Below are 26,816 nucleotides of genomic sequence, written 5' to 3' on the forward strand. Positions count from 1 at the left end.
GACCCCATGAGCCATTTACGACCCGCTGTGCTGCTGTTGTTGTTGCTGACCCTGCTGACCGGCCTCGCCTACCCGCTGCTGACCACCGCGCTGGCCAACTGGCTGTTCAGCCCGCAGGCGCACGGCTCGCTGATCTACGCCGAGGGCCGGGCGGTCGGCTCGGCGCTGATTGGCCAGCCCTTCAGCCATGACAATTATTTCTGGGGCCGTCCCTCCGCGACATCGGCCGCGCCCTATAATACGCTGGCGTCGGGCGGCAGCAATCTGGCTGGCAGTAACCCGGCGCTCGATCAGGCGCTGGCCGCCCGCATCGCCGCGCTGCGTGCCGCCCACCCCGACAGCCCGGCGGCGGTGCCGGTGGATCTGGTGACCGCCTCCGGCAGCGGGCTGGACCCGCACATCTCGCCCGAGGCGGCGCGCTGGCAGATCTCACGCATCGCGCGGGTGCGCCACCTGCCACCGGCGACGCTGGAGCGGCTGGTGGCGGCCCAGACCGAAACGCCCTTCCCGGCGCTGCTTGGCGAGCCGGTGGTCAATGTGCTGGAACTGAACCGCGCTTTGGATGCGCTCAAAGGATAATGCATGGTGGATGAGGCGCCTGAACGCCCTGACCCGGACGCCCTGCTGGCGCTGGCGAACGCCCGCCCGCGCGGGCAACTAAAGATCTTTTTCGGTGCCTGCGCCGGGGTGGGAAAAACCTATGCCATGTTGCAGGAGGCGCAGCGCCTGCAACAGGCCGGGCTGGCGGTGCTGGCCGGTGTGGTGGAGACCCACGGCCGCCGCGAAACCGAGGCGCTGCTGGCGGGCCTGCCGCAGCTGCCGCCGCGCCGCGTCAGCCACCGTGGCCGCGCGCTGCCGGAGTTCGACCTCGACGCCGCGCTGGCGCGCCGCCCGGCGCTAATTCTGGTGGACGAGCTGGCGCACAGCAACGTCGAGGGGTCGCGCCACCCCAAGCGCTGGCAGGATGTCGAGGAGCTGCTCAACGCTGGCATCGATGTGCTGACCACCGTCAACGTGCAGCATCTGGAGAGCCTGAATGACATTGTCGGCGGCATCACTGGCATCCGGGTGCGGGAGACGGTGCCCGACCAGATCTTCGATCAGGCCACCGAGGTGGTGCTGGTCGATCTGCCGCCGGATGACCTGCGCCGCCGCCTGAAGGAGGGCAAAGTCTACCTGCCCGGTCAGGCGGAGCGCGCCATCGAGCACTTTTTCCGCACCGGCAACCTGATCGCCCTGCGGGAGCTGGCGCTGCGCCGCACCGCCGACCGGGTGGATGGGCAGATCCGCGCCCTGCGCCACGGGCCGGAGGGCGGCAGCACGCCGCGTGACGCCCTGTTGGTCTGCATCGGCCCCGCCGCCGGGCAGGAGCGGTTGGTGCGCGCCGCCGCCCGGCTGGCGGGTCGGCTCAACTGCCCCTGGCATGCGGTCTATGCCGAGACGCCGCGCCTGCACCGCCTGCCAGAGGCGCGGCGGCGGGCGATTTTGCAGGCCCTGAAGCTGGCGCAGGCGCTCGGCGCGGAGACCGCCACCCTCGCGGACGCCGAACCGGAGCGGGCGCTGCTGCGCTACGCCCGCCAGCATGGGCTGGGGCGCATCCTCGCGGGCCGCCCGCGTGAGGGCCGCCGCTGGCGGCGCAGCTTTGGTGAACGGCTGGCGCGGCTGGCCCCGGAGGCCGAGCTGCTGCTGATCCCGCTCTCGCCCACGCCCGCCCCCACTGGGCAACCCGATGCCCGCCCGCTGGCGACGCGCTGGCAGCGCCAATGGCAGGGGTGCGGCGCGGCGCTGGCGCTCTGCGCGCTGATCACCGGCGCGTCGCAGTGGCTGCTGCCCGGCTTTGACCTGTCGAATCTGGTGATGCTCTATTTGCTCGGCGTGGTGGTAGTGGCGCTGTTCTTTGGCCGCTGGCCCTCGGTGGTGGCGGCGCTGCTGAACGTCGCCAGCTTCGACCTGTTTTTCGTCCAGCCGCGCGGCTCGCTGGCGGTCAGCGAGGCGCAATATCTGGTCACCTTTGCGGTGATGCTCACCGTCGGCCTGTTGATCGGCAACCTCACCGCCGGGGTGCGCTATCAGGCGCGGGTGGCACGCTACCGCGAGCAGCGCACCCGCCATTTGTATGAGATCTCCACCGCCCTGAGTCAGGCGCTGACGCCGGAGGCGGTGGCGCAGGCTGGCTGCCGCTTTGTCGCGGGCAGTTTTCAGGCGCGCGTCAGCCTGCTGCTGCCCGACGAGCAGGGCGAGCTGCGCCCCTACAGCGAGCCAGAATCCACGCCGGGCGCGATCGATCCGGCCATCGCCCGCTGGAGTTTCGACACCCGCGCCCCGGCCGGGGCGGGCACTGACACCCTGCCCGGCGTCCCTTACCAGTTGCTGCCGCTAGCCACCGGACGGCAGGCGCTGGGGCTGCTGGCGGTAGAGCCAGCCAGCACGCGCCAGTTGATGGTGCCAGAGCAACAGCGGCTGTTGCAGACCTTCAGCGTGCTGCTGGCGAATGCGCTGGAGCGCCTGCATCTGGCGGCACAGGCGGAGCGCGCGCGGGTTGACGCCGAACGGGAGCAGCTACGCAACTCGCTGCTCGCCGCCCTCTCCCACGATCTGCGCACGCCGCTGACGGTGCTGTTTGGTCAGGCGGAGATTCTCACCCTCGATCTGGCGGCGGCGCACTCCCCCTTTGCGCCACAGGCCAGCCAGATCCGCCAGCAGGTGCTGAGCACTACCCGGCTGGTAAACAACCTGCTCGACATGGCGCGCATCCAGTCCGGCGGCCTCCAATTGCGCAAGGAGTGGCAGGCGCTGGATGAGCTGGTGGGCAGCGCGCTGCGATCGCTGGAGCCAACGCTGGAGGGGCATCCGCTGCGCCTTGAGCTGCCGCCGGAGCTGCTGCTGGTGCAGTGTGACGCCGGGCTGATTGAGCGGGTGCTGGTCAATTTGCTGGAGAATGCCCATAAGTACGCTGGCCCCACCGCTACCCTTGGCATCCGTGCCGAGCAGGAGCCGGGGCGGCTGTGGGTAACGGTCTGGGACGATGGCCCCGGCATCCCGCCCGGCGAGGAGCTGCGCATCTTTGACAAGTTCGCCCGTGGGCAGCGGGAGTCAGCGATCCCCGGCGTGGGCTTGGGGCTGGCGATTTGCCGTGCCATTATGGTGCTTCACGGCGGGGAGATTCAGGCGCTGAATCGCCCTGAGGGGGGCGCGGCCTTCCGTTTCTGGCTGCCCCTCACCCCGCCCCCGGCCCTTGCGGCAGAATTTCTTGAGGAGAATGGCCCTGAACCCGGTGCAGATCCTGATAGTGGAAGATGAGAATGAGATCCGCCGCTTTGTGCGTACCGCGCTGGAGGTGGAGGGGTGGCGCGTGCATGACGCTGGCACCCTGCAACGTGGGCTGATCGAGGCGGCGACCCGCAAGCCTGATCTGATCATTTTGGATCTTGGGCTACCGGATGGCGATGGGCTGGATTTCATCCACGATCTGCGCCAGTGGAGCGCGATCCCGGTGATCGTGCTGTCGGCGCGCAGTGAAGAGGCGGAGAAGATCGCCGCGCTGGACGCGGGCGCGGATGACTACCTGAGCAAGCCGTTTGGCGTGGGTGAGCTGCTGGCGCGGGCGCGCGCCTCGTTGCGCCGCCATAATGGCCACGGCGGCAATGACAGCCCGCTGGTGACCTTCTCAGAGGTGACGGTGGATCTGCCCAACCGGCGGGTGACACGCCAGGGCCAGCCGGTGCACCTGACGCCGATTGAGTTCCGCCTGTTGGCAGAACTGTTGGCGAACCGTGGCAAGGTATTGACGCAGCGGCAGTTATTGAGCCGGGTGTGGGGGCCGAACGCAGTGGAGCACAACCACTACCTGCGCATCTACATGGGGCATCTGCGCCAAAAACTGGAGGCCGACCCCACCCGGCCGCAGCACCTGCTGACCGAAACCGGGGTCGGTTACCGCTTTATGGCCTGACGGGAATCAGTAAAAATCCTGCGCCGCCAGTTCGGATTGCGCCAGCCACACCGGCTTGTCGCTGGTTTTGTGCCAAACGCGGTGCAGGTAGCTATAGAAACGGGCGCGATCGCGGTGCAGCAGCATCACTGGCAGGGCCAGCGTTCCGGCGGCGATGACCGCGCCGCGGCGCAACAGGACCCGGTGGCGGGGAAAGGCGGTATAGATGGGCATACTGTTCCTCCTGAAACGTTTCGCTGAAAGTTAATCACGGTGATTATGTGAGCTAGCTCAAATATTACTCTGCACAATGAGCTATGGCTACTCCTCCGACCACTCTTTTTCACTTTTTTGATCGGATCCTTACCAACGTCGTGATTAAGTTACAGGAGTGCTAAATAGCCGCTAATTTTAGGTTAAATAATGCCCGCCCTTGCCGCGCCTATTCGCCCTCTTCCCGCGGCGCGGCGGCCAGCTCCTGCTCAATGCTCTCCACCGCCGTTTGCAGCGCCAGATTGACGCGCGCAATCTGCTCTGCGCTCAGGTCGGTGCGCATCATATTGCTGCGCAATGCGTGTTTCAGGCGCTTCATGGTCTCCGCGATGCCTTCGGCCAGATTGCCCTCCCGGTTCGCCGTCACCTGCGCCAGCCGGGCGAAGATCACATCCACCGCCGTCTGGTGCTCTGCCAGCTCTGCCTCGCCCGCTGGCGTGATGCGGTAGCGCTTGCGGCCATTTTCTGCCGCCTCTGCCACCAGAAAATCCTGCTCCTCCAGCAGCGTCAGGGTTGGGTAGATCACGCCAGGGCTGGGCACATACAGCCCGGAGGAGGCCACCTCAATCGCCTTGATCAGCTCATAGCCGTGGCTCGGCTTTTTGGCCACCAGCGCCAGCAGCACGCGGCGCAGTTCACCGTGCTCAAATAGCCGGTGCAGCTTCTCACCCCGACCGCGCCGACGTCCCTCATGGCCGCCCCGGTGCTCATGGTGCCCGCCACGGCGGATCAGGTTATAGACTTTGTCACGGCGACGGCGGCCGCCGGGTTTGCGGGTGGTCATCTCTTCATTCATCATCAGTCACCTTGTTTTTAGATATATCTAATTAATTTAGATATATCTAAAATAGCGGCGACGCACGATCCCGGCAAGATCTTTTTGCTCATTTTGCAGGCATAAAAAAAGGCGCTGTCGAAACAGCGCCTTAATCATGCGGTTAGCGGCGGATTATTTGGCGTTCGCCAGGACTTCGCCCACGATGTCGACTGCCTCTTTCTCGATCTTCTCGCGGTGCTCCGCGCCAAGGAAGCTCTCACAGTAGATTTTGTAGGCTTCCTCAGTACCGGACGGACGGGCGGCGAACCAGCCGTTGTCGGTCATGACTTTCAGGCCGCCGATGGCCGCGCCATTGCCCGGTGCTGCCGTCAGGCGGGCGGTGATCTTGTCACCAGCCAGTTGGTCAGCTTTCACCTGCTCTGGGGAGAGCTTGGAGAGCGCGGCCTTCTGCGCGTGGGTGGCGGGCGCCTGAATGCGGTTGTAGCTCGGCGCGCCAAAGCGCTCTGCCAGCCCGTCATAGTGCTGCTGCGGGTTCTTGCCGGTGACCGCGGTGATCTCAGCGGCCAGCAGGCACATGATGATGCCATCTTTGTCCGTGGACCACGGCGTGCCGTCGAAGCGCAGGAAGGAGGCACCTGCGCTCTCCTCGCCGCCGAAGCCGAAGCTGCCGTCGTACAGGCCATCCACAAACCACTTGAAGCCCACTGGCACTTCCACCAGCTTGCGGCCGAGATCGGCCACCACGCGGTCAATCATCGCGCTGGAGACCAGCGTCTTGCCTACCGCGACATCCTGGCCCCACTGCGGGCGATGCTGGAACAGGTACTGGATGGCAACGGCCAAATAGTGGTTCGGGTTCATCAGCCCTTTCGGCGTGACGATGCCGTGGCGGTCGTAGTCCGGGTCATTGGCGAAGGCCAGATCAAACTTGTCACGCAGCGCCAGCAGGCCAGCCATCGCCGACTCCGAGGAGCAGTCCATGCGGATGATGCCGTCATGGTCGAGGTGCATGAAGCGGAAGGTCTGGTCGATCTCGTTGTTGACCAGCGTCAGGTCGAGCTTGTAGTGCTCGGCGATGCGCTCCCAGTAGGCGATGCCGGAGCCGCCGAGCGGATCCACGCCCAGCTTCAGGCCCGCGCTTTGGATAGCTGGCATGTCGATGATGGAGGTCAGGCCCTCAATGTAGGGCTGCACCAGATCTTTTTCATGCAGGTGGCCGCCCTGCCAGGCTTTGTCCAGCGACTGGCGCTGCACACCCTTCAGGCCATCGGCCAGCAGCGCGTTGGCGCGCTTCTCAATCACCGAGGTGAGGTTGGTGTCAGCCGGGCCACCGTTCGGCGGGTTGTACTTGATGCCGCCATCTTCCGGCGGGTTGTGGGACGGCGTAATCACGATGCCGTCGGCCTGCGCGCCGCCGTTCTGGTTGTGCACCAAAATGGCATTGGAGATAGCGGGGGTTGGGGTGAAGCCATTGTCCTGCTGGACAATCACGTCAACGCCGTTGGCGGTGAGCACTTCCAGCACGGAGATGAAGGCCGGCTCCGAGAGCGCGTGCGTATCCTTACCCACGTAGCACGGCCCGGTAATGCCGTGCTGTTTGCGCACCTCGGCAATCGCCTGCGCGATGGCCAGAATGTGCGTTTCATTAAAGCTGTGACGGCCCGCGCTGCCGCGGTGGCCGGAGGTGCCGAACTTCACCGCGTGTGCGGCATTGCCCGGCTCCGGCTGCAATACGTAATATTGCGACGTCAACTGTGCCACATTAATCAAATCGCTCTGCTGAGCAGGTTGCCCTGCGCGTGGATGATTGGCCACCGGCACTTCTCCCTTTCGCGTAAATTAAATGGTGCCGCAAACTTTATCGGTCAGTTCCACCGGGAACTGCATGGCCTGCATGATGGTTTCAATCATGCTGCGTTTGCGACCGGTATTGGTATTGGTGATGACCCAGTACGGCGTGCCCGGCACTGGCTTGGGCTTGGTGTGGTTGCCGCTCTGGAGAAGGGTTTGCTCGTCGCCGGCAAAGTAGGTGCGCGTGCGGCCGTGCAAGGTGTCTGTCGCCGCCGCGAACTCCTGCGGCGCCAGGCTATAGAGGGTTGACAGCACCAGCATAAAGCGATTGACGGCCTTATTTTGCTCGGCGTATTCATCCGAAAGCAGCAGCTCACGCATCGCCCGCACCTTGTCACGCGGCTGCGCGGCCGGGGCCGGCGCGGTCACGGAGCGGGCGGCGGCCTGCGGCTGCACCGGGGCCGACGCGGGGGCAGGCTGGGCCTGCGGTTGGGCGGCCATACTGGCTGTTGCGGCGCGCACCGGTGCCTGCTGGCCCGGTGTGAATTTCAGCATACGGCGCAGGATATCGGACGCGCTTTCACCAATGTGCTGGGTGTGGCTCGCGATATAACGATAGAGCTCTTCGTCAACCTCAATAGTTTTCATCTTTATCCAGTACTGTTTTTCTACTTAATTCAATCGAAAAGAGTATACAAGCTAATCCGGTTTCGCGAACAGCTTCCTTCAGGTCGTGCCTAAAATGCAGACTATTACCCAAATTTGCTACGTCGCCGGGCGCATTGCCGTCTCTCAATCATGGGGAAGATCGCTGTTTGCCATGATACCCTAAGCGGATTGTCTCTCAGTACGAACTTCGCTATGAAATTGAATTATCGCTTACAAACTGAACACTCGCCGGCGGGGGCGTTGCCGGTGGTGCTGATTCACGGCCTGTTCGGCAGCCTGGATAACCTTGGCATCCTGGCGCGCGGCCTGCGCGACCGCCACCCGATTGTGCAGGTCGATATGCGCAACCACGGCCTTTCGCCACGCGCGCCGGGTATGCGCTACCCGGAGATGGCCGCCGACCTGAAGCAGTTGCTTGAGGAGCTGGCTATCCCGCGCGCCATCGTGATTGGTCACTCGATGGGCGGCAAGGCGGCGATGGCGCTCACCGCCATCGCCCCGGAAGTGGTGGACAAGCTGGTGGTGATTGACGTCGCGCCAGTGGACTACCAGACCCGTCGCCACGACGAGATCTTCGCCGCCATCCGGGCGGTGAGCGAGGCGGGCATCACCCAGCGCAGCGCCGCCGCTGCCCTGATGCGTGACCATCTCGCTGAGGAGGGGGTCATCCAGTTCCTGCTGAAGTCGTTCCATGAGGGCGAGTGGCGCTTCAATGTGCCGGTGCTGTGGGAGCAGTATGCGCACATCACTGGCTGGGAGCCGATCCCCACCTGGCCGCACCGGACGCTGTTCATCCGCGGCGGCCTCTCCCCCTATATCAAGGAGAGCTACCGCGATGAGATTGCGCGCCAGTTCCCACAGGCGCGCGCCCACGTGGTGGCTGGCACCGGCCACTGGGTCCATGCGGAAAAACCCGAGGCGGTGCTGCGCGCTATCGATCGCTTCCTGACGGAAGCCTGACCGGCCCTCAGTTCAGCGCGCTGTCCGGCCAGTACTTGTAGCCGTTGACCATCGCCTGCGCCACCAGCCCGTTGTCTGTCACCTGATAGAGGCTGACGCCGCTGGCGGCACGCAACTCCTCTGGCAGGGCGTCATTGATCGCCTTGCCAGAGAGCGCCTTACCCTTGTCCTGATACTTGGCTGCCGCCTGCGCGCTGGCCCCGACCATCACGCCATTGTCGATAAAGCCATGCAGGCTCTCAGGGGTGTGGAACACCATCAGCGTCCGCGTTTGGTTGATGCCCAGCCCCAGCCCGGCACCGGCCTGTGCCATCTTCATGTAGGTCTCACGCCCACTGCGGTTGTCATGTACCACGCCATAGCCCGACCCCAATCCCACCACCATGATTTTGCTGCTGTTGGCGGCAAATACCCCGTAGCCGCTGGCGTGGGCCAGTGCGTTGGCCGCCTCTGGGTAGCGGGCGCGCACCTCTTTCAGCGTCTCCTGCTTGAGCGTCTGGATGGCCTGACGCTGCTGGGCGGCGGTGTCGCCCTGCGCGCCACATCCCCCTACCAACATGGCAATCATCACGGGTAAAAATGGTTTAAAATCTTTTATATCAAACATTTATGCTTAATCCCTGAGCAGAAGGCGCGTATTCTGTCAGGTTTTTCCACGTCTGGCACCTGCCGCCCCGATCGATCGCACGGAGTGAGAAACGGGGTGAAACGCCAACAGATGAAGCCGAACAGGCAGTTAGGCATTGTTCAGGCCGCGCGTGCTGGGGTATTATGGCGCGCTATGTCTTGCCCCGTCTGCGTCGGTTACGCCGCGCGGCGGCGGTAAAGTGGGTTAAGGTTGATTGACCTCAACATGTATTCACCGAGCCATCCGGCTGTGCTCAGGCACAGGCAGATGTTGACTCCTTAGTCGTACCTCTACCTATGGCAAAAGAACAAACGGATCGCACCACGCTGGATCTGTTCGCAGATGAACGCCGGCCGGGACGCCCAAAAACCAATCCACTCTCCCGTGATGAACAGCTCAGGATCAACAAACGTAACCAGTTGCGACGCGACAAGGTGCGGGGCTTGCGCCGGGTGGAGCTGAAGATCAACGCGGACGCCGTGGACGCGCTCAATAAGCTGGCGGAGCAGCAGAACATCAGCCGCAGCGAGCTGATTGAGCAGATGCTGCTGGCGCAACTGCGCAAGCAGCAAGACGACGCCTGACGGCCTGCCGGCGGTGACACGTTCGCCGCCAGCATGGCCCTGCCCCCTCCCCCGCCCTCCCTCACGCTTGCCCGCGGATGTCTTTGATCGCAGGGCACCAATGCAGGAAAAAAGCGCCGCAAGCACACAAAGGCGATAACACCCGCGCCATTTGGCCGATAGAATATTTGACCATTCTGGCTGTTGGGAAGCCGGCTGGCTCCCAGGGCGCGGCGGCGTGATGATGTTCACCCCGCGGTGACTTTGCTATCATCAGCAGCATCCGCACCTGTCAATGGCAGGTAAATTAATTAAGAACAAGAGGTTAAAGAATTATATGGCCGTAGTGGGAATCTTCTTCGGATCTGACACCGGAAACACTGAGAACATCGCCAAAATGATCCAGAAGCAACTGGGTGCCGATGTGGCGGAAGTGCATGACATCGCCAAGAGCAGCAAAGAAGATCTGGAAAAGTTTGACATCCTGCTGCTGGGCATCCCGACCTGGTATTACGGCGAAGCGCAGTGTGACTGGGATGACTTCTTCCCGACGCTGGAAGAGATCGACTTCAACGGCAAGCTGGTGGCGCTGTTTGGCTGCGGCGACCAGGAAGATTACGCGGAGTACTTCTGCGACGCGATGGGCACCGTGCGTGACATCATCGAGCCGCGCGGCGCGACGCTGGTCGGCCACTGGCCGGTAGCTGGCTACCACTTTGAGGCCTCCAAGGGCCTGGCCGACGACAGCCACTTCATTGGTCTGGCCATTGACGAAGACCGCCAGCCGGAGCTGACCAACGAGCGCGTCGATGCTTGGGTGAAGCAGATCTCCGAAGAGCTGAGCCTGGCCGAGATCATCGGCTAAGCCCCCTCACGGCCCGGGGTGTCGATTTCTGACCGAACGGGCCGGATTTATCCCGCCAGACGCCAAAAGATCGGCTACAAGTTTGTAACTTTATACAGTATCGGGGTACACTGGCGCCGGTGTATTTCCTATCCATCAACGCGTTGCAACAGTGCATTAACAGTAGCGCGAACGGCGTTAACAGGCGGCGTTTTCTTTTGAACCCGTGAGTTCTATAATGAGACGCAATTAAAACCGTTGCGCCGCCTGATGTCATAGGCTGTATGCCTCAACGTGAATAGCATAGTAACAGGACAGAATCCGCATGACTGACAATAACACCGCATTAAAGAAGGCCGGCCTGAAAGTCACGCTTCCCAGACTTAAGATCCTGGAAGTGCTGCAAGATCCGGAATGCCATCATGTCAGTGCGGAAGATCTTTATAAGAAGCTGATTGATATGGGCGAAGAGATTGGTCTGGCCACGGTTTACCGCGTGCTGAACCAGTTCGACGACGCTGGCATCGTGACCCGTCACAACTTTGAAGGCGGCAAGTCCGTATTCGAGCTGACGCAGCAGCAGCACCACGATCACCTGATCTGCCTTGATTGCGGTAAAGTGATTGAATTCAGTGATGAATCTATTGAGATCCGCCAGCGTGAAATTGCCAAGAAACATGGCATCAAGCTGACCAACCATAGCCTCTACCTCTATGGTCATTGTGAAGCCGGTGATTGTCGCGAAAACGAAGGTTTGCACGACAAGTAACCAACCTGCGGGACGCAGGACGCCCCCCGCAGTATAAAGCTCCCGTCAGCACGGGAGCGGCAGGCAACTGCCAGTGAAAACCGCATTGATGCGGTTTTTTTTCGCCTGTTGTCCGCCCGGCGCGCTGGCCGGGCGGGACCATATCGTCAGAGGGCGACCTCCTCACTGCGGCTGACGCGCTTGCCATCCGGGCTGAGAGTGCGCACCCACGCCTTCTCCCCTACCGTGGGCTTGGCTTGCGGGTTATACGCCTGCCAGTTTTTGCCATCCACGGAGTATTGGATAACCAGCCCCGGCAGCGCCACGTTTGCCTCCAGCACGCCGGTATTGATGCGCGCGCCCGGCACGGGCAGCCGGTAGGCGACACCCTGCCGATCCAGCTTCGCGATCTCACGCTGCCCCATCAGGTTGGCGAAGCGCTGCCAGTCGGCGGCCAGTTGGTCACGGTTGACCCAATGGGTCTTGCCGCCCTGGAACTCCCGGCCAGGCTGGTACGGCAGTTCCCAGTCGGCGCGGTGCCAGGCGCGCTCCGCCAGCACCATCAGGCGCGGGTAGATGCGGTACTCCAGGTCGCTGTCGGTGCGGATGGTTTCGCTCCACGCCTGCCCGGACATGCCGTGCGCGCCCGGCCACGGGGCATCGCCGCGGGCGGTGAAGGCGTTGCCGTCGCGATCAACGGAGGTCTCGGCGTTCTGCGGCAGGTTGTCCGGCGCGAAGCTGAAGATCTTGGCTTCATCGCTGGCGCGCGTGGCCCAGTAGTAACCCGGCTCACGGGCGCTGACCTCGTAGGGTTTGTCAAAGTAGAGGTAGTCAGGGTTGGAGAGGGTGATCTCATAACCCTTGGCTGCCCACTCGCCGGCGGTCTGCGCCCCGCCCCAGTAGAGCGTATCCCAGAAGTTCACCCCCACACGCGGGGTGGCGAAGGCGCGGGCATCTTTCGCATCCTTCAGGCCATCCTGCCAGGCCTGCATCCGATCGATGCCGTGCGCCTTGACCAGCTTGCTGACCTCAATGGCAAAGTAGCTGGAGAGGTGGTCAAAGGCCGTGGCCCCGCCCGATTTGACCAGCGTCTGGCACACCTGCGATTTCGACCACGGCAGATCCTCTTTGCTCAGGTCGATGGCCCCTTTCGTCGGGTCTGCTGGCGCTTTCAGATCTTGGTAGCCCGGCCCAAGGCGGATGTTTTTCGCCTCATCACCGCCAAAGTGCCAGGTGGTGAGCGGCTGCCCCGCCTCCCGGTGCATGGCAGCAATCTCGCCAATCACCTTGTCAACAAAGCGCAGCGACGACGGCATACAGGGGTTGAGGTAGCTGCGGCGATCGTAGTACTGCACCGAGGTAGTATTGGAGGTGTCGGTCGGGTCGAGCAGCCGGTAGGCCTCCGCCTCTTCCAGTTTGCCAGCCTGTTGCAACCGCTGGTAGCGTGCCTCCATCGAGACCACCGCCGCCCGCGCGTGGGCCGGCATGTCTATCTCTGGGATCACCTGAATCTGCCGCGCCTGCGCGTACTTCACAATCTCAATATAATCCGCCCGGCTGAAGTAGCCGCTGCCGTTGTTGTTGCTAAAGGGGCCAGATCCCAGTTGTGGTAGCAGGCAGCGCGTCTCTTTCAGGTCGTGGCAGCGCTTGCTGCCAATCTCCGTCAGCTCCGGCAGGCCGGGGATCTCAATGCGCCAGCCCTCATCATCACTCAAATGGAACTGGAAGGTGTTGAGCTTGTAGGCCGCCATCTCATCCAGCAGCCGCAACACTGCCGCCTTGCTGTGGAAATTGCGGCCCACGTCCATGTGCATCCCCCGGTAGGGGAAGCGCGGCGCATCCTCAGCCGTCAGCTGGGCAATGCGCTTCTCGCCGTTGACCGGCACCAAAGAGAGCAGTGACTGCACGCCGTAGAAGACACCGCTGTGGTCGAAACCCACCACCTCCGCGCCGCGCTCGCCAATCACCAGCCGATAGGCCCCATCGACCGCCTGCTTGCCGCTGAAGGCGTTGCGGTCAATGCGGGTGGAGAGCGGGTAGCCGCCGGGCTGCTCCGTCAGGCCCAGCAGCGCCATGCGTGCCCGTACCGCCTGCTGTGACGGCATCGGCAGCGCTGTCAGGTCAGCCGCCAATCCTTTGTCCAGCACCACGTCGCCAGCGCTCACCTTCACCTGCAACGGCGTCGGCATGATCTGCCCACGCAGCGAGGCGGCAGGCACCTGCGCGACATCGCGGTTTTTCACAAAACGGGTGGTCGGGGTCATCGCAATGTTGTTATCTTCCGGGGCGCGCTTCAGGTTCGCTGGCGTGATCTCGCCGACAAATTGGGAGACATCCTCGGTATCGGTGTTGCGGATGATTTTCGGTTCCGCGCCCTCAGCGGTGACGTACCAGCGCGGCATGATGTCGCTGTTGGCGACCTGCCAGTACTCCACCACCATCGGGATGTCGGTGCGGCCCTTGGCCGGGAATCCCTTGAAGGCGGCGGTCGGCGTCAGGCGGTGCAGGTCACCGGTCAGGCGAGTGACGGTAAATTGCGGATCGGTAACCTGTAGCACCTGCCGCACACTGTGGAAGTAGATTGCCCAGTCGCGGTCATTGACCGCGCCGCCGGGGTTGCTCAGCGTCAGGGTGACGGTGTTGCAGGCGGCCCAGTCAGCTCCCAGCGAGCGGCAGTCGGTGCCATGCTGGCCGGCTTGGTTGTCATTGATCTGGTAGTGCAACGTGAAGGCGCTGATGCGATCGACCGTCTGCTGGCCCGCTTGGGCGGGGGTAGTCAGCATCAGGGCAAACAGCGCGGCGGAGAGCGCAGTGGGTGTGAATTTCATGGTGTTCAACCTCAGTCTGGGGCGGTGGGCGCGCCAGCGGCGGCACCCTGCCGCATGGTTAAAATAGCGTGAAGGGTGCGATCACGATGAACTTGACGTCTTTCTCATCCTGGAAGATGTTGCCGTAACCCCCACCCCAGCTCGGCAAGTCAGAGTGGTTGTTGTACTGGGTGTAGTGCAGCTTGATTTGGGTATCCTTGGCGCGCCCATCCTGCACGGTATAAACCGCGTCCAGGCTCCAGGCGCTCTCTTTCAGCCGCTGGCTCTGGTCATAGATGGGGTTGCTGCTGGGGCGGGCGTCCCATGCGTAGACCACCGATCCGCCAACCGACACGCCGGGCAGGTTCCAACGCTTCAGATCCACCATCACACCGGCATAGATCGCCTTTTCACCGTTGGCGTTGAAGTCAGAGCGGTTGTCCCACCAGATATCCAGCCGGCCGTTGGAAGTGGCGTAGGTGGGCGTCATGCGTTGCAGGAAGTAGCCCTGATTGCCCTCGGCCTTGACCATCGTGCCCTCCAGCCGCCAGGTGGCCGGGCCGGTCTGGTAACCGAAGGTCAGCGCTTGCAACCACGCCAGCCCATCGTAGAGACTGTTAGGATCGTCTTTGTTGCTCAGACGATCCTCTGCCCCGTAAAATTGGTAGGAGAGATCCAGTGGGCTGCCAGCAACCGGGATCGTGTAAGATCCTTTCAGGAAATATTGATCGACGTAACCTTCAGCCTGGCCGTAGGCCGCCTCCAGCACAAAATCATTTTTAAAATCATACTTCGCGCCCAGTGAGTGTAAGTAATCGATCTGCGTCTGCCGATCGGCCTGACGGAAATCATCCATCTCCAGGTGCCACGGCGATTTGTACTCATCCGCCCACATGTAGGAGAAGCTCAGTTCGCCCGCCTGCTGGAAATCCTTTTGGTAGCCCATCTCGACGCCGCGATAAGTGCCGGGCATAAAGCTCCAGTGCGGTGCCAGCAGGGTTTGCCCTTTCGGCTGGATATAACCGGCCTGTGCCCACGCGCCGCCCGCTTTGAATTTCGCCGCCGCACGGTAGAGGCTGACGCCGCTCTTGTCGCCGCCATAATCCTCTTCATAGGCGCGGTTGCTGGTGGAGAAAGCGATTTCGTTCGGGTGGGTGCTGTCGCTGGACTCGGCCAGCTCAATGGCGGTAAACGCCGCCAAATCGACACCAAACATGTCCCAGGCGTAGCCGGAGGAGAAGTCGAGGTTCAGGTTGGCGGTGGAGTGCGACAGATTGGTGGCGTAGCGATCATAGTCCGGGTTGGCGATGGCGGTGGGTGAGCCATCCGGGGCGTCCACTGTTTTGGTCGGGTTGAGATCCCGGCGGTCGCGCTCGCGCTGCCAGTAGTAGATCCCGCCGGAGAGCGTGGAGTCTTCAATAAACCCCTCCGCTTCCGCCTCTGGGGCGGCCAGCCCCGCTGCTCCAGCCAACAAACTGCTGACGATCAGCAGCCCGTTACGCTGTCTGTTTGGCGTAACCATAGCAACTCCTCTTTGACGAAAAAAAGCCTCCCAGCCACATTAACGGCCGGCAAATGCACCAAAGCCAGGCAATAACCCCACATGGCGCATGGGCTAATCTATTTTTCGCGACGCGAATTATCAACGTAGGGAGTGAGTAAACTTTACGCTTTATGACAAAGTGCACAGAAAGGTAACGGCCGTTGAGTACAACCAGTGCGCGACTGTAGCGGGTTGATTTATTTAACGATCAATCAGGGAAATAGCTTAAAGAAGGGGTATCAAAGGGAGTGATAATTTGGAGGGCGGCGCCTTCGCGCTTAATTCACAAAGAAAATAAAGAAAAAGCGTGGCAGTTGCCACGCTTTTCAGGCTCTCAACAATCAGGCAGTGGCTTTTGCCGCCCAAGTGTCGCGCAGGCCCACGGTGCGGTTGAACACCAGTTTCTCAGCGCTGGAGTAGCGGCTGTCGGCGCAGAAGTAACCTTCACGCTCAAACTGGTAGGCCACTTCCGGTTGGGCTGTCGCCAGAGATGGCTCAACGAAACCGTTGGCAATCACCAGTGACTCCGGGTTGATGGTGGCGAGGAAGTCCTCGGCCGCACCCGGATTGGCTTCGCTGAACAGGCGGTCATACAGGCGGAACTCTGCCGGCACCGCGTGGGCAGCGGAGACCCAGTGGATCACACCCTTCACCTTGCGGCCATCCGCCGGATCCTTGCTCAGGGTCTCCGGGTCATAGTGGCAGAAGATGGTGGTGATGTTGCCATCCGCATCTTTCTCAATCCGCTCTGCCTTGATGACGTAGGCGTTGCGCAGGCGCACTTCCTTACCGAGCACCAGACGCTTGTACTGCTTGTTGGCTTCCTCACGGAAGTCAGCCTGATCGATGTAGATTTCACGGCTGAACGGCACTTCGCGCTCGCCCATCTCCGGTTTGTTCGGATGGTTGGGCATGGTCACGGAGAGGGTCTGGTCAGCATCGAAGTTCTCGATGATCACCTTCACCGGGTTGATCACGGCCATCGCGCGCGGCGCATCCTCATTCAGTTCGTCACGGATGCAGGACTCCAGCGCCATCATTTCGACGTTGTTGGTCTGCTTGGTGACGCCAATGCGGCGGCAAAACTCACGGATGGAGGCTGCGGTGTAACCACGGCGGCGCAGGCCAGAGATGGTCGGCATACGCGGGTCATCCCACCCTTCCACGATCTTCTCGGTCACCAGCAGGTTCAGCTTGCGCTTGGACATGATGGCGTACTCAAGGTTGAGACGCGAAAACTCATACTGGCGCGGGTGGCACGGGATGGTGATGTTGTCCAGCACCCAGTCATACAGGCGGCGGTTGTCCTGGAACTCCAGCGTACAGAGGGAGTGGGTGATCCCCTCGAGCGCATCGGAGATGCAGTGGGTAAAGTCATACATCGGGTAGATGCACCACTTTTTGCCGGTCTGGTGGTGTTCCGCGAACTTGATGCGGTACAGCACCGGGTCACGCATCACGATAAATGGCGAGGCCATATCGATTTTGGCGCGCAGGCAGGCCGCACCCTCGGCGAAACCGCCGTTGCGCATCTTTTCGAACAGCGCCATGTTCTCTTCGACGCTGCGATCGCGGTAAGGGCTGTTTTTGCCCGGCGACGTCAGGGTACCGCGGTATTCGCGGATCTCATCCGGCGAAAGCTCGTCCACATAGGCCAGCCCCTTGCCGATCAGCTCCACGGCGTAGGCGTGCAGCTGGTCGAAATAGTCGGAGGAGTAGCAGACGTCACCGCTCCAGGTAAAGCCCAGCCACTGCACGTCACGTTTGATGGATTCGACGTACTCGATATCCTCTTTCACCGGATTGGTGTCATCGAAACGCAGGTTGCACTGGCCCTGATAATCTTTCGCAATGCCAAAGTTCAGGCAGATCGACTTGGCATGGCCGATGTGCAAATAGCCGTTAGGCTCAGGCGGAAAACGGGTATGCACGCTGGCGTGTTTACCGGATGCCAGATCTTCATCAATAATCTGACGAATAAAATTTGTTGGGCGGGCTTCAGCCTCACTCATCGCTCAATTCCTCTATGCGAAAGCACTACAGATAACCGCTTATGTTCCAACAAGCCACGCTGGGACACAACCGTTTGTTGCAGAAAATCCGGCGGACATGCCGGCAAAAAGCACAACGGGAGGGGATTGCTCCCCTCCCGTTGCCATGATGATGAAAAGCAGTGGATTTACTTGCCTTGCAGATCAATCAGTTTGGTCTGGCCGGCGATGACCTGGCCGCTGGCCAGCGTGGTGACTGCTGAGAAGTCATCCGCATTGCTGACCACCACCGGGCTTATCATCGAACGCGCATGGGCCTCCAGGAACGGCAGATCCATCTCCAGTACCGGCTGGCCGGCGGTGACCACTGTCCCCTCCTCCACCAGACGGGTGAAGCCTTTGCCATCCAGCCCAACGGTATCGATGCCCATGTGCACCACTACCTCGGCACCATTGTTGGTCTCCAGACAGAAGGCGTGGTTAGTGTTGAAGATCTTCACCACCGTGCCATCTGCGGGCGCGACCACCCGCTTGTCGGTCGGTTTGATGGCGACGCCCTCGCCGACCGCCCCGCTGGCGAACGCCTCATCCGGCACTGCCGAGAGCGGCATGACTTCACCCGACACCGGGGCCACCAGACTTTCCACCACGGCTTTCAGCGCGCTATCCTGCTTGGTGCCCTTGGATGGGCGCGCTTTGGCCGCGGCAGGCGCGGCGGCGGGTGCTGTCGCCGCCACTGGCCCAGCCGCCAGCAGGCGTTTCATGGAGTCCGCAATCGACTCCGCTTTCGCCCCGACAATCACCTGAATGCTCTTCTTGTTCAGTTTGACCACGCCCGACGCGCCCAGACGTTTGCACTCGGCATCGTTTACCAGCCCGGCGTCCTCAACGGTCAGGCGCAGGCGGGTGATGCAGGCATCAATGCCCTTCAGGTTGGCAGAGCCGCCGATGGCACTGATGTAGCTGCGTGACAGCCCATCCAGCCCCTCTTCACCGGCCGCCGCAGACGCGGGCTGCGCCGTGGCCGTTTGATCCTCACGCCCCGGTGTTTTCAGGTTGAACATGCGGATTACCGCGCTGAACACCACGAAGTAGATGGCGAAGGCCACCAGCCCCATCACCAGCAACATCCAGACGTTGCTGCTGGCCGCTGGCAGGTTGAACATCAACGCATAGTCAATCGCCCCGGCGGAGAAGGAGAAGCCCGCGTGGATGTCCAGTGTGGTGGCGACAAACAGGCTGATACCGGTCAACAGCGCGTGCAGCAGATAGAGCAGCGGCGCAAGGAACATGAACAGGAACTCCAGCGGCTCCGTGACGCCCGTCAGGAACGCCGTGACGGCCACGGAGAGCAGCATCCCGCCCACCATCGGACGACGCGCTTTCGGTGCCGCCAGATACATCGCCAGCGCTGCGCCCGGCAGACCGAACATCATGATCGGGAAGAAGCCGGACATGAACATCCCCGCGGTGGTGTCACCGGCGTAGAAGCGGTTGATGTCGCCGTGGAATACCGTGCCAGCCGCGTTGGTGAAGTCACCAATCTGGAACCATGCGATGGTGTTCAGCACCTGATGCAGGCCGGTTGGGATCAACAGACGGTTGACGAAACCGAAGATCCCGGCACCGAACGCGCCCGCCGACACAATCCACTCGCCGCCAGCGCGGATAGCGTCCTGTACCGGTGGCCAGACGTAGCCGAAGATGGCCGCCAGCACCAGACAGAAGAAGCCCGTGGCGATCGGCACAAAGCGCTTGCCACCAAAGAAGCTCAGGAAGTCCGGCAGCTTGATGTCGGCCCAGCGGTTGTAGACCATGCCGCCTACCAGACCGGTGATAATCCCCGCCAGCACGCCCATATTGATGGCCGGGTTGATGGTGACCATCGCCTTCGTCAGCACGAAGTAGCCTACTGCGCCTGCCAACGCCGCGGAACCGGCGTTGTCCTTGGACCAGGTGGACGCCACGCCAATGGCAAAGATCAGCGCCAGGTTATCGAAGATCGCTCCGCCCGCCTGGGCGATGAACGGCATGTTTAGCAGATCTGGCTGGCCAAACCGCAACAACAGCGCGGCGACCGGCAAAACCGCAATAGGCAACTGAAGCGATCTGCCTAAACGTTGGAAAAATCCCAGAATATTCACCATTTCCCCCTATGTGTCCGTTGGCGGACGATTCAAGCGGTGTCTGTACTTAATAACTACGCTTTAGTATTGAAAACGACTGCTACGCGGAGTGTAAAAAAATTAATTCGTATCGCAAATTAAAAGCGCGGATTTTGTGAGTCAAGTCACCCTGAACCCCACTTTTACTGGCGATACACTGGTCAACGTGCAAAACTTATTTTATTATCCGAAAAATCGAAGCGACCCTGGCGGCACCGGTAGCGATGGGTCAGGCACCACGGATTCTGTCGGTTGGCAGTATATCTTTATTTCAAGCATTTAAGAGGTGAATAATGAGATTAATCCCACTAAAATCCCCTGCAGAAGTTGGCAAATGGGCAGCGCGTCACATCGTCAATCGCATCAATGCCTTCAACCCCACTGCCGATCGCCCCTTCCTGCTGGGCCTGCCGACCGGCGGCACCCCACTCGAAGCCTACAAGCACCTCATCGCCATGCACAAAGCGGGCCAGGTCAGTTTCCAACATGTGGTAACCTTCAATATGGATGAGTACGTGGGCCTGCCACAGCAACATCCCGAGAGCTACCATAGCTTCATGTACCGCAACTTCTTCGACCATGTGGATATTCCGGCCGAGAACATCAACCTGCTTAACGGCAATGCCGACGATGTGGATGAGGAGTGCCGCCGTTACGAGGCGAAAATTAAGTCCTACGGCAAGATCCATCTGTTTATGGGTGGCGTGGGCAATGACGGCCACATCGCCTTTAATGAGCCAGCCTCCTCGCTGGCCTCACGTACCCGCATCAAGACGCTGACGGAAGATACCCGCATCGCCAACTCCCGCTTCTTTGGCGGTGATGTCGGCCAGGTGCCCAAATATGCCCTGACCGTGGGCGTCGGCACCCTGCTGGATGCCGAAGAGGTGATGATTCTGGTGACCGGCCACCTGAAGGCGCAGGCATTGCAGGCGGCGGTAGAGGGCAACATTAACCATATGTGGACTATCAGCTGTCTGCAACTGCACCCGAAAGCGGTGGTGGTGTGCGATGAGCCTTCCACCATGGAGCTGAAGGTAAAAACCGTGAAATATTTCCGCGAGCTGGAAGCGGAAAACATAAAAGATCTGTAATCTCTTGCGGCCAGCGGGGGCGTTGCGTCCGCTGGCATGACAGGATGGTCAAATCAGTAAACGTCTAAGTAATCAGGGGGCGAAGATGTACGCGTTAATCCACGGCCGACTCTATACCGGCCATGACATTCTGGATGGCCATGCCGTGGTCATTGAAAACGGCATGATCAGCAAAATTTGCCCGGAAGCGGAGCTGCCGACTGGCATCCAAACCTTCGATCTGGACGGTGCGAACCTGGCCCCCGGATTTATCGATCTGCAGCTTAACGGCTGCGGCGGCGTGCAGTTCAATGACTCGCTGGAGGCCATCTCAACGCAGACGCTGGAGATTATGCAGAAGGCGAATGAGAAGTCGGGCTGCACCAGCTACCTGCCGACGCTCATTACCTGCAGTGATGAGCATATGCGCCACGGCGTGGACGTGATGCGCGCCTACCTGCAACAGCACCAGAATCAGGCGCTTGGTTTGCATCTGGAAGGGCCGTACCTCAACCCGCTGAAGAAGGGCACCCACAACCCGGACTTCATCCGCACGCCGGATGCCGCGATGATTGACTACCTGTGCGAGAACGCCGATGTGATCGCCAAGGTGACGCTGGCACCGGAGCGCGTGGACGCCAGCGTGATCCGCCAGCTGCATCAGGCTGGGATCGTGGTCTCCGCTGGCCACTCCAACGCCACCTATGATGAGGCGCGCAAGGGCTTCGCCGCTGGCGTCAGCTTCGCGACGCACCTCTATAATGCTATGCCCTACCTGACGGGTCGTGAGCCGGGGCTGATGGGGGCAATTTTTGATACCCCAGAGGTTTACAGCGGCATCATTGCTGACGGCCACCACGTTGCCTGGGCCAGCATCCGTAACGCCAAACGGCTCAAGGGTGACAAGCTGGTGCTGGTCACCGACGCCACCGCCCCGGCGGGCGCTGACATTGACCAGTTCATTTTTGCTGGCAAAACAATATACTATCGCAATGGGTTATGCGTGGATGACAACGGCACGCTGAGCGGTTCTGCACTGACCATGATCGAAGCAGTCTGCAACAGCGTCGAACATGCTGGCATCGCCCTGGATGAAGCCCTGCGCATGGCGACTCTCTACCCGGCGCGGGCAATCGGCGTGGAAGCCAGATTAGGCACGCTGGAGGTCGGCAAGGTCGCCAACCTGACAGCATTTGACCGCGATTTTACTATCACCAAAACGTTTGTTAACGGTAACGGCGTTTAATCATGAGCGGGTAAGGACATGGGCACCGGCGGGCAGTCACAAATCGGAAACGTTGATCTGGTCAAGCAGTTGAATGGCGCGGCCGTCTACCGGCTGATTGATCAACAGGGGCCGATCTCACGCATCCAGATTGCGGAATTGAGCCAACTGGCGCCGGCCAGCGTCACCAAAATTACCCGCCAACTGCTGGAACGCGGCCTGATCCGCGAAGTGGACCAGCAGGCGTCCACCGGTGGCCGCCGTGCCATCTCCATCATCACCGAGACCCGCCACTTCCATGCCCTCGGCGTGCGGCTGGGCCGCCATGATGCCACCATCACCCTGTATGACATGGGCGGCAAGGCGTTAAGCGAGTCCTCTTACCCCCTGCCCCAGCGCACCCAAGAGACACTCGAGGAGGCGCTATTTGCCGCGCTGGCGCGCTTTATCGAAGAGAATCAGCGCAAGCTGCGTGAGCTGATTGCCATCGCGGTGATTGTGCCCGGCTTGGTGAACCCGGAGCACGGCGTGGTGCGTTACATGCCGCATATCCAGGTCAGCAACTGGCAATTGGTGGAAAAGTTGCAGCAGCGCTTCGGTACCACCAGCTTTGTTGGCCATGATATTCGCAGTCTGGCGCTGGCGGAGCACTACTTTGGTGCAACCCGCGACTGCGGCGACTCCATTCTGGTTCGCCTGCACCGTGGAACCGGCGCTGGCATTTTGGTGAATGGGCAAATTTTCCTCGGTAGCAACGGTAACGTTGGCGAGATAGGCCATATTCAGGTAGACCCGCTTGGCGAACGCTGCCACTGCGGCAACTTCGGCTGTCTGGAGACCATCGCGGCCAATGCGGCGATTGAGAACCGGGTGCGCCACCTGCTGACCCAAGGTTACCCCAGCAAGCTGACGCTGGAGGATCACAGCATTGCTGCCATCTGCAAGGCCGCCAACCGTGGCGATCCGCTGGCAGTGGAGGTGATCGAAAATGTTGGCCGCTACCTTGGCAAGGCCATCGCCATCGCCATCAACCTGTTCAACCCACAAAAAGTGGTGCTGGCTGGTGAGATCACTGAGGCAGAGAAGGTGCTGCTGCCCGCCATTCAGGGGTGCATCAATACGCAGGTGTTGAAAGATTTCCGCCATAACCTGCCCATCGTTACCTCTGAGCTGAACCATCGATCCTCTATTGGTGCCTTTGCGCTGGTCAAACGCGCCATGCTAAATGGCGTCCTGCTGCAACGCCTGCTGGAATCCTGACACACTTTCGCTGCGGCGCTGGCCTATACTGTTGACCTTCGGCCTGGAAAGGCGGCCGACGGGGCAGGCCACGCCGCCCTTATCCAACGCGAGTATGCAGCCCATGACAATAAAGAATGTAATTTGTGATATTGATGGCGTGCTGATGCACGACAACACCGCAGTCCCCGGCGCGGCGGCCTTTTTGGCGCGCGTGCAGGAGCAGGGTATGCCACTGGTGATTCTCACCAACTACCCCTCCCAAACCGCCCAGGATCTGGCGAACCGCTTTCTGGCAGCGGGCATTGAGGTGCCAGACAGCGCTTTCTTTACCTCGGCAATGGCGACCGCCGACTTCCTGCGCCGCCAGGAGGGCAAGAAAGCCTATGTGATTGGCGAGGGCGCGCTGATTCATGAGCTGTATAAAGCGGGCTTCACCATCACTGACATCAACCCTGACTTTGTGATCGTTGGCGAAACCCGCTCCTATAACTTCGACATGATCCACAAGGCCTCCTACTTCGTCTCCAACGGCGCGCGTTTTATCGCTACCAACCCGGACACCCACGGGCGTGGCTTCTTCCCGGCCTGCGGCGCGCTCTGCGCCCCGATTGAGAAGATTACCGGCCGCAAGCCGTTCTACGTCGGCAAGCCCAGCCCGTGGATCATCCGCTCAGCCCTCAACAAAATGCAGGCGCACTCTGAGGATACAGTCATTGTCGGCGACAACCTGCGTACCGACATTCTGGCTGGCTTCCAGGCTGGGCTGGAGACCATTCTGGTGCTCTCTGGCGTCTCGACCCTCAGTGACGTGGACACCATGCCGTTCCGCCCGACTTGGATCTACCCTTCCGTGGCAGAGATTGACGTCATTTAACTGCATGGGGCGCCGGTCAGTAGCAGGCGCCCCGCTCCTATGCACTTTTCCCCTTTTGCCGCGCCTGCCGTAAAAATTGAACAATCCCTAATTTATCCCCCATTAAATTGCAGATCCGCTAAGAATGTTCAGGGGTCAATGAACTATTTTACCCCTCAACGCTAAATCGCTTGCATCATCTGCAGGTTTTGGCGCATGTTCTTAATCAGACAAGCAGCCGGGGATTTCTTAGCCAGACGCTGCCTACATCACATCATTACCGCTTTGGAAAGGTCGTTAGGAGAAGTTATATGTGTTCTATTTTTGGTGTGCTCGATATCAAAACTGATGCTTCTGAACTGCGCAAAAAAGCGCTGGAGCTCTCCCGCCTGATGCGTCACCGTGGGCCGGACTGGTCTGGGGTCTTCGCGGGTGACAAGGCCATTCTGGCCCACGAGCGTCTTTCCATCGTCGACGTCAACACTGGCGCACAACCTCTCTACAACCCTGCCCACACCCATGTGCTGGCGGTGAACGGCGAAATCTACAACCATCAGGCGCTGCGTCAGGAGTTGGGCGACCGTTACGCCTTCCAGACCGGTTCCGACTGCGAAGTGATCCTGGCGCTCTATCAAGAGAAAGGCCCGGAGTTTCTGGACGAGTTGCAGGGGATGTTTGCCTTCATCCTTTATGACACCGAGCGCGATGCCTACCTGATTGGCCGCGACCACCTCGGCATCATCCCGCTCTATATGGGCCACGATGAGCACGGCAACCTGTTTGTCGCCTCTGAGATGAAGTCGCTGGTGCCGGTGTGCAAAACCATCAAAGAGTTCCCGGCCGGCAGCTACCTGTGGAGCCAGGATGGCACCGTGCGTGAGTATTATCGCCGCGACTGGTTTGACTATGAGAACGTGAAAGATAACGTCACTGACGCTGCTGCCCTGCGCACCGCGCTGGAAGAGTCCGTGAAAAGCCACCTGATGACTGACGTGCCTTATGGCGTGCTGCTCTCTGGCGGTCTGGACTCCTCGATTATTTCGGCGATCACCAAGAAATATGCGGGTCACCGCGTCGAGGATGACAGCCGCAGCGAAGCCTGGTGGCCGCAACTGCACTCCTTTGCCGTCGGTCTGGAGGGTTCGCCCGACCTGCGCGCCGCGCAAGAGGTGGCTAACCATCTGGGCACCGTGCACCATGAGATCCACTTCACAGTGCAAGAGGGCCTCGACGCCATCCGTGACGTGATCTACCACATCGAAACCTATGACGTGACCACCATCCGCGCCTCCACGCCGATGTATCTGATGTCACGCAAGATCAAGGCGATGGGCATCAAGATGGTGCTCTCTGGCGAAGGGGCGGACGAAGTGTTTGGCGGCTACCTCTACTTCCACAAAGCGCCGAATGCCAAAGAGTTCCACGAAGAGACCGTGCGCAAGCTGCTGGCGTTGCATATGTATGACTGCGCCCGCGCCAACAAGGCGATGGCTGCCTGGGGCGTGGAAGCGCGCGTACCCTTCCTGGACAAGAAGTTCCTGGACGTGGCGATGCGCATCAACCCGCAGGACAAAATGTGCGGCAACGGCAAGATGGAGAAGCACATCCTGCGTGAGTGCTTTGAATCCTACTTGCCGGAGAGCGTGGCGTGGCGCCAGAAAGAGCAATTCTCTGACGGCGTGGGCTACAGCTGGATCGACACCCTGAAAGAGGTGGCGGCACAACAGATCACTGACCAGCAGCTGGAGACGGCACACTTCCGCTTCCCGTACAACACCCCGTCCTCAAAAGAGGGTTACCTCTACCGGACGATCTTTGAAGAGCTGTTCCCGGTGCCGAGCGCAGCCGAGTGCGTACCGGGCGGCCCGTCGGTGGCCTGCTCCTCCGCCAAGGCCATTGAGTGGGATGAATCGTTCAAAAAGATGGATGACCCGTCTGGCCGCGCAGTGGGCGTACACCAGTCCGCCTACTAGTCATCTCCTGTTTTTCCATAACGGGCCTCTATGGCCCGTTTTTTTATGCCCCAATTGCGTGATAAATGACACTTTTTGACGAATTTGTCAGCATACTGTACACAAGCCAGACAAACAGCATCAGGATGCGATTTTTCGGGAAAAAACTTGTTGACGCAATTCGGTCATATACGCATAATGCGCCCCGCAACGCCGATGAAGGTAACGCGAAAAAAGATGGCTACGTAGCTCAGCTGGTTAGAGCACAGCACTCATAATGCTGGGGTCACAGGTTCGAATCCCGTCGTAGCCACCATCTTTTTGTTGCGGGAGTGGCGAAATTGGTAGACGCACCAGATTTAGGTTCTGGCGCCGCAAGGTGTGCGAGTTCAAGTCTCGCCTCCCGCACCATTTCTCTTCACGTTGTTGTACGGATGGGGTATCGCCAAGCGGTAAGGCACCGGTTTTTGATACCGGCATTCCCTGGTTCGAATCCAGGTACCCCAGCCATCTTCTTCGGAAGAATGCAGTATTTTTGTTGTTGACTCCAGTTGGGGTATCGCCAAGCGGTAAGGCACCGGTTTTTGATACCGGCATTCCCTGGTTCGAATCCAGGTACCCCAGCCAAACAACAAAGAGTTGCAATTAAGACGTTGATATGTAATATATATAGCAGCGCAAGCACACAGAAGTACAATTTGGCTACGTAGCTCAGCTGGTTAGAGCACAGCACTCATAATGCTGGGGTCACAGGTTCGATTCCCGTCGTAGCCACCAATT

The 26,816-nt window shown here is 60.6% G+C and carries 21 protein-coding genes and 5 tRNA genes; 17 read left to right on the top strand and 9 right to left on the bottom strand.

What is annotated here, in order from left to right; all coding sequences use genetic code 11:
• Window positions 1-6 precede the first annotated feature (6 nt).
• From kdpC to kdpE, 3 genes are read left to right on the top strand one after another with little or no spacing between them, the layout of a single operon-like run.
• Window positions 7-579 (top strand): potassium-transporting ATPase subunit KdpC, encoded by a 573-nt coding sequence (gene kdpC / locus C1N62_RS12060; RefSeq protein ID WP_137763866.1) that lies wholly within the window; start codon window positions 7-9, stop codon window positions 577-579.
• A gap of 3 nt (window positions 580-582) precedes the next feature.
• Window positions 583-3,300, top strand: a complete 2,718-nt coding sequence (gene kdpD, locus C1N62_RS12065) for a two-component system sensor histidine kinase KdpD (RefSeq protein ID WP_137763867.1) — start codon at window positions 583-585, stop codon at window positions 3,298-3,300.
• The gene (kdpE, locus tag C1N62_RS12070; RefSeq protein ID WP_137763868.1) at window positions 3,260-3,952 is read left to right on the top strand and encodes a two-component system response regulator KdpE; all 693 of its coding nucleotides are present in this window, start codon (window positions 3,260-3,262) and stop codon (window positions 3,950-3,952) included. Before kdpD ends, kdpE begins: the two co-directional genes overlap by 41 nt.
• Window positions 3,953-3,958: 6 nt before the next feature.
• Here kdpE and C1N62_RS12075 read toward each other — a convergent pair whose 3' ends face one another.
• From C1N62_RS12075 to seqA, 4 genes are all read right to left on the bottom strand, one after another.
• The gene (locus tag C1N62_RS12075; protein ID WP_137763869.1) at window positions 3,959-4,165 is read right to left on the bottom strand and encodes a YbfA family protein; all 207 of its coding nucleotides are present in this window, start codon (window positions 4,163-4,165) and stop codon (window positions 3,959-3,961) included.
• A gap of 208 nt (window positions 4,166-4,373) precedes the next feature.
• Window positions 4,374-5,003 (bottom strand): PadR family transcriptional regulator, encoded by a 630-nt coding sequence (locus tag C1N62_RS12080; RefSeq protein ID WP_137763870.1) that lies wholly within the window; start codon window positions 5,001-5,003, stop codon window positions 4,374-4,376.
• Between the two features lie 150 nt (window positions 5,004-5,153).
• Window positions 5,154-6,797, bottom strand: coding sequence for a phosphoglucomutase (alpha-D-glucose-1,6-bisphosphate-dependent) (gene pgm / locus C1N62_RS12085; protein WP_137763871.1), 1,644 nt, complete (start codon window positions 6,795-6,797; stop codon window positions 5,154-5,156).
• Between the two features lie 24 nt (window positions 6,798-6,821).
• Window positions 6,822-7,421, bottom strand: a complete 600-nt coding sequence (gene seqA / locus C1N62_RS12090) for a replication initiation negative regulator SeqA (RefSeq protein WP_137763872.1) — start codon at window positions 7,419-7,421, stop codon at window positions 6,822-6,824.
• 213 nt (window positions 7,422-7,634) lie between these two features.
• Here seqA and ybfF point away from each other — a divergent pair, with 213 nt between their 5' ends.
• On the top strand, window positions 7,635-8,402 hold the full coding sequence (gene ybfF, locus C1N62_RS12095) for an esterase (protein ID WP_137763873.1): 768 nt from the start codon (window positions 7,635-7,637) through the stop codon (window positions 8,400-8,402).
• A 7-nt stretch (window positions 8,403-8,409) separates the two neighbouring features.
• On the opposite strand, the gene C1N62_RS12100 is transcribed toward ybfF, so the two are convergent.
• Entirely contained in the window at window positions 8,410-8,961 is a 552-nt protein-coding gene (locus tag C1N62_RS12100) for a hypothetical protein (RefSeq protein ID WP_240775696.1), read from the bottom strand.
• Window positions 8,962-9,326: 365 nt separating this feature from the next.
• On the opposite strand from C1N62_RS12100, the gene ybfE reads away from it, so the two are divergent.
• The 3 genes from ybfE (at window position 9,327) to fur (ending at window position 11,206) form a co-directional block, all read left to right on the top strand.
• A complete protein-coding gene (ybfE, locus tag C1N62_RS12105; RefSeq protein ID WP_137763875.1) occupies window positions 9,327-9,614 on the top strand; it encodes a LexA regulated protein in 288 nt (95 codons plus the stop codon).
• Between the two features lie 316 nt (window positions 9,615-9,930).
• Window positions 9,931-10,458 (top strand): flavodoxin FldA, encoded by a 528-nt coding sequence (fldA, locus tag C1N62_RS12110; RefSeq protein ID WP_137763876.1) that lies wholly within the window; start codon window positions 9,931-9,933, stop codon window positions 10,456-10,458.
• A gap of 304 nt (window positions 10,459-10,762) precedes the next feature.
• Window positions 10,763-11,206: a ferric iron uptake transcriptional regulator gene (gene fur / locus C1N62_RS12115; protein ID WP_137763877.1), complete on the top strand. Its 444-nt coding sequence runs from the start codon at window positions 10,763-10,765 to the stop codon at window positions 11,204-11,206.
• A gap of 146 nt (window positions 11,207-11,352) precedes the next feature.
• Here the strand turns inward: fur and C1N62_RS12120 are convergent, their stop codons facing one another.
• The 4 genes from C1N62_RS12120 to nagE form a co-directional block, all read right to left on the bottom strand.
• Window positions 11,353-14,022 carry a beta-N-acetylhexosaminidase gene (locus C1N62_RS12120; RefSeq protein ID WP_370465565.1) on the bottom strand — a complete coding sequence of 890 codons (2,670 nt, stop codon included), beginning with the start codon at window positions 14,020-14,022 and terminating at the stop codon, window positions 11,353-11,355.
• A 49-nt stretch (window positions 14,023-14,071) separates the two neighbouring features.
• Window positions 14,072-15,514, bottom strand: coding sequence for an OprD family outer membrane porin (locus tag C1N62_RS12125; RefSeq protein ID WP_137763879.1), 1,443 nt, complete (start codon window positions 15,512-15,514; stop codon window positions 14,072-14,074).
• A 362-nt stretch (window positions 15,515-15,876) separates the two neighbouring features.
• A complete protein-coding gene (gene glnS / locus C1N62_RS12130) occupies window positions 15,877-17,547 on the bottom strand; it encodes a glutamine--tRNA ligase (protein ID WP_137763880.1) in 1,671 nt (556 codons plus the stop codon).
• Window positions 17,548-17,714: 167 nt separating this feature from the next.
• The gene (gene nagE, locus C1N62_RS12135; RefSeq protein WP_137765002.1) at window positions 17,715-19,670 is read right to left on the bottom strand and encodes a PTS N-acetyl glucosamine transporter subunit IIABC; all 1,956 of its coding nucleotides are present in this window, start codon (window positions 19,668-19,670) and stop codon (window positions 17,715-17,717) included.
• A gap of 314 nt (window positions 19,671-19,984) precedes the next feature.
• Here nagE and nagB point away from each other — a divergent pair, with 314 nt between their 5' ends.
• The 10 genes from nagB (at window position 19,985) to C1N62_RS12185 (ending at window position 26,813) form a co-directional block, all read left to right on the top strand.
• Window positions 19,985-20,785 (top strand): glucosamine-6-phosphate deaminase, encoded by an 801-nt coding sequence (gene nagB / locus C1N62_RS12140; RefSeq protein ID WP_137763881.1) that lies wholly within the window; start codon window positions 19,985-19,987, stop codon window positions 20,783-20,785.
• An 85-nt stretch (window positions 20,786-20,870) separates the two neighbouring features.
• Entirely contained in the window at window positions 20,871-22,010 is a 1,140-nt protein-coding gene (gene nagA / locus C1N62_RS12145) for an N-acetylglucosamine-6-phosphate deacetylase (protein ID WP_137763882.1), read from the top strand.
• Between the two features lie 18 nt (window positions 22,011-22,028).
• Window positions 22,029-23,249: an N-acetylglucosamine repressor gene (locus tag C1N62_RS12150; RefSeq protein WP_137763883.1), complete on the top strand. Its 1,221-nt coding sequence runs from the start codon at window positions 22,029-22,031 to the stop codon at window positions 23,247-23,249.
• A 103-nt stretch (window positions 23,250-23,352) separates the two neighbouring features.
• Window positions 23,353-24,105, top strand: coding sequence for an HAD-IIA family hydrolase (locus C1N62_RS12155; protein ID WP_137763884.1), 753 nt, complete (start codon window positions 23,353-23,355; stop codon window positions 24,103-24,105).
• A 290-nt stretch (window positions 24,106-24,395) separates the two neighbouring features.
• A complete protein-coding gene (gene asnB / locus C1N62_RS12160) occupies window positions 24,396-26,057 on the top strand; it encodes an asparagine synthase B (RefSeq protein ID WP_137763885.1) in 1,662 nt (553 codons plus the stop codon).
• A 218-nt stretch (window positions 26,058-26,275) separates the two neighbouring features.
• Window positions 26,276-26,352: transfer RNA gene (locus C1N62_RS12165), tRNA-Met, on the top strand.
• A 10-nt stretch (window positions 26,353-26,362) separates the two neighbouring features.
• Window positions 26,363-26,447, top strand: a tRNA-Leu gene (locus tag C1N62_RS12170).
• A 24-nt stretch (window positions 26,448-26,471) separates the two neighbouring features.
• Window positions 26,472-26,546, top strand: a tRNA-Gln gene (locus tag C1N62_RS12175).
• 42 nt (window positions 26,547-26,588) lie between these two features.
• Window positions 26,589-26,663: transfer RNA gene (locus C1N62_RS12180), tRNA-Gln, on the top strand.
• Window positions 26,664-26,736: 73 nt separating this feature from the next.
• Window positions 26,737-26,813 (top strand) — tRNA-Met (locus tag C1N62_RS12185).
• The last annotated feature ends 3 nt before the right edge of the window (window positions 26,814-26,816 follow it).

The sequence above is a fragment of the Nissabacter sp. SGAir0207 genome (assembly GCF_005491205.1).
In the GTDB taxonomy this organism is placed as follows: Bacteria; Pseudomonadota; Gammaproteobacteria; order Enterobacterales; family Enterobacteriaceae; genus Chimaeribacter.

What these genes read in the sequence shown, in the direction of transcription:
- kdpC (WP_137763866.1), top strand. Translation starts at nt 7, where the DNA reads ATGAGCCATTTACGACCCGCTGTGCTGCTGTTGTTGTTGCTGACCCTG.
- kdpD (WP_137763867.1), top strand. Translation starts at nt 583, where the DNA reads ATGGTGGATGAGGCGCCTGAACGCCCTGACCCGGACGCCCTGCTGGCG.
- kdpE (WP_137763868.1), top strand. Translation starts at nt 3,260, where the DNA reads ATGGCCCTGAACCCGGTGCAGATCCTGATAGTGGAAGATGAGAATGAG.
- C1N62_RS12075 (WP_137763869.1), bottom strand. Translation starts at nt 4,165, where the DNA reads ATGCCCATCTATACCGCCTTTCCCCGCCACCGGGTCCTGTTGCGCCGC.
- C1N62_RS12080 (WP_137763870.1), bottom strand. Translation starts at nt 5,003, where the DNA reads ATGATGAATGAAGAGATGACCACCCGCAAACCCGGCGGCCGCCGTCGC.
- seqA (WP_137763872.1), bottom strand. Translation starts at nt 7,421, where the DNA reads ATGAAAACTATTGAGGTTGACGAAGAGCTCTATCGTTATATCGCGAGC.
- ybfF (WP_137763873.1), top strand. Translation starts at nt 7,635, where the DNA reads ATGAAATTGAATTATCGCTTACAAACTGAACACTCGCCGGCGGGGGCG.
- C1N62_RS12100 (WP_240775696.1), bottom strand. Translation starts at nt 8,961, where the DNA reads ATGTTGGTAGGGGGATGTGGCGCGCAGGGCGACACCGCCGCCCAGCAG.
- ybfE (WP_137763875.1), top strand. Translation starts at nt 9,327, where the DNA reads ATGGCAAAAGAACAAACGGATCGCACCACGCTGGATCTGTTCGCAGAT.
- fldA (WP_137763876.1), top strand. Translation starts at nt 9,931, where the DNA reads ATGGCCGTAGTGGGAATCTTCTTCGGATCTGACACCGGAAACACTGAG.
- fur (WP_137763877.1), top strand. Translation starts at nt 10,763, where the DNA reads ATGACTGACAATAACACCGCATTAAAGAAGGCCGGCCTGAAAGTCACG.
- C1N62_RS12125 (WP_137763879.1), bottom strand. Translation starts at nt 15,514, where the DNA reads ATGGTTACGCCAAACAGACAGCGTAACGGGCTGCTGATCGTCAGCAGT.
- glnS (WP_137763880.1), bottom strand. Translation starts at nt 17,547, where the DNA reads ATGAGTGAGGCTGAAGCCCGCCCAACAAATTTTATTCGTCAGATTATT.
- nagB (WP_137763881.1), top strand. Translation starts at nt 19,985, where the DNA reads ATGAGATTAATCCCACTAAAATCCCCTGCAGAAGTTGGCAAATGGGCA.
- nagA (WP_137763882.1), top strand. Translation starts at nt 20,871, where the DNA reads ATGTACGCGTTAATCCACGGCCGACTCTATACCGGCCATGACATTCTG.
- C1N62_RS12150 (WP_137763883.1), top strand. Translation starts at nt 22,029, where the DNA reads ATGGGCACCGGCGGGCAGTCACAAATCGGAAACGTTGATCTGGTCAAG.
- C1N62_RS12155 (WP_137763884.1), top strand. Translation starts at nt 23,353, where the DNA reads ATGACAATAAAGAATGTAATTTGTGATATTGATGGCGTGCTGATGCAC.
- asnB (WP_137763885.1), top strand. Translation starts at nt 24,396, where the DNA reads ATGTGTTCTATTTTTGGTGTGCTCGATATCAAAACTGATGCTTCTGAA.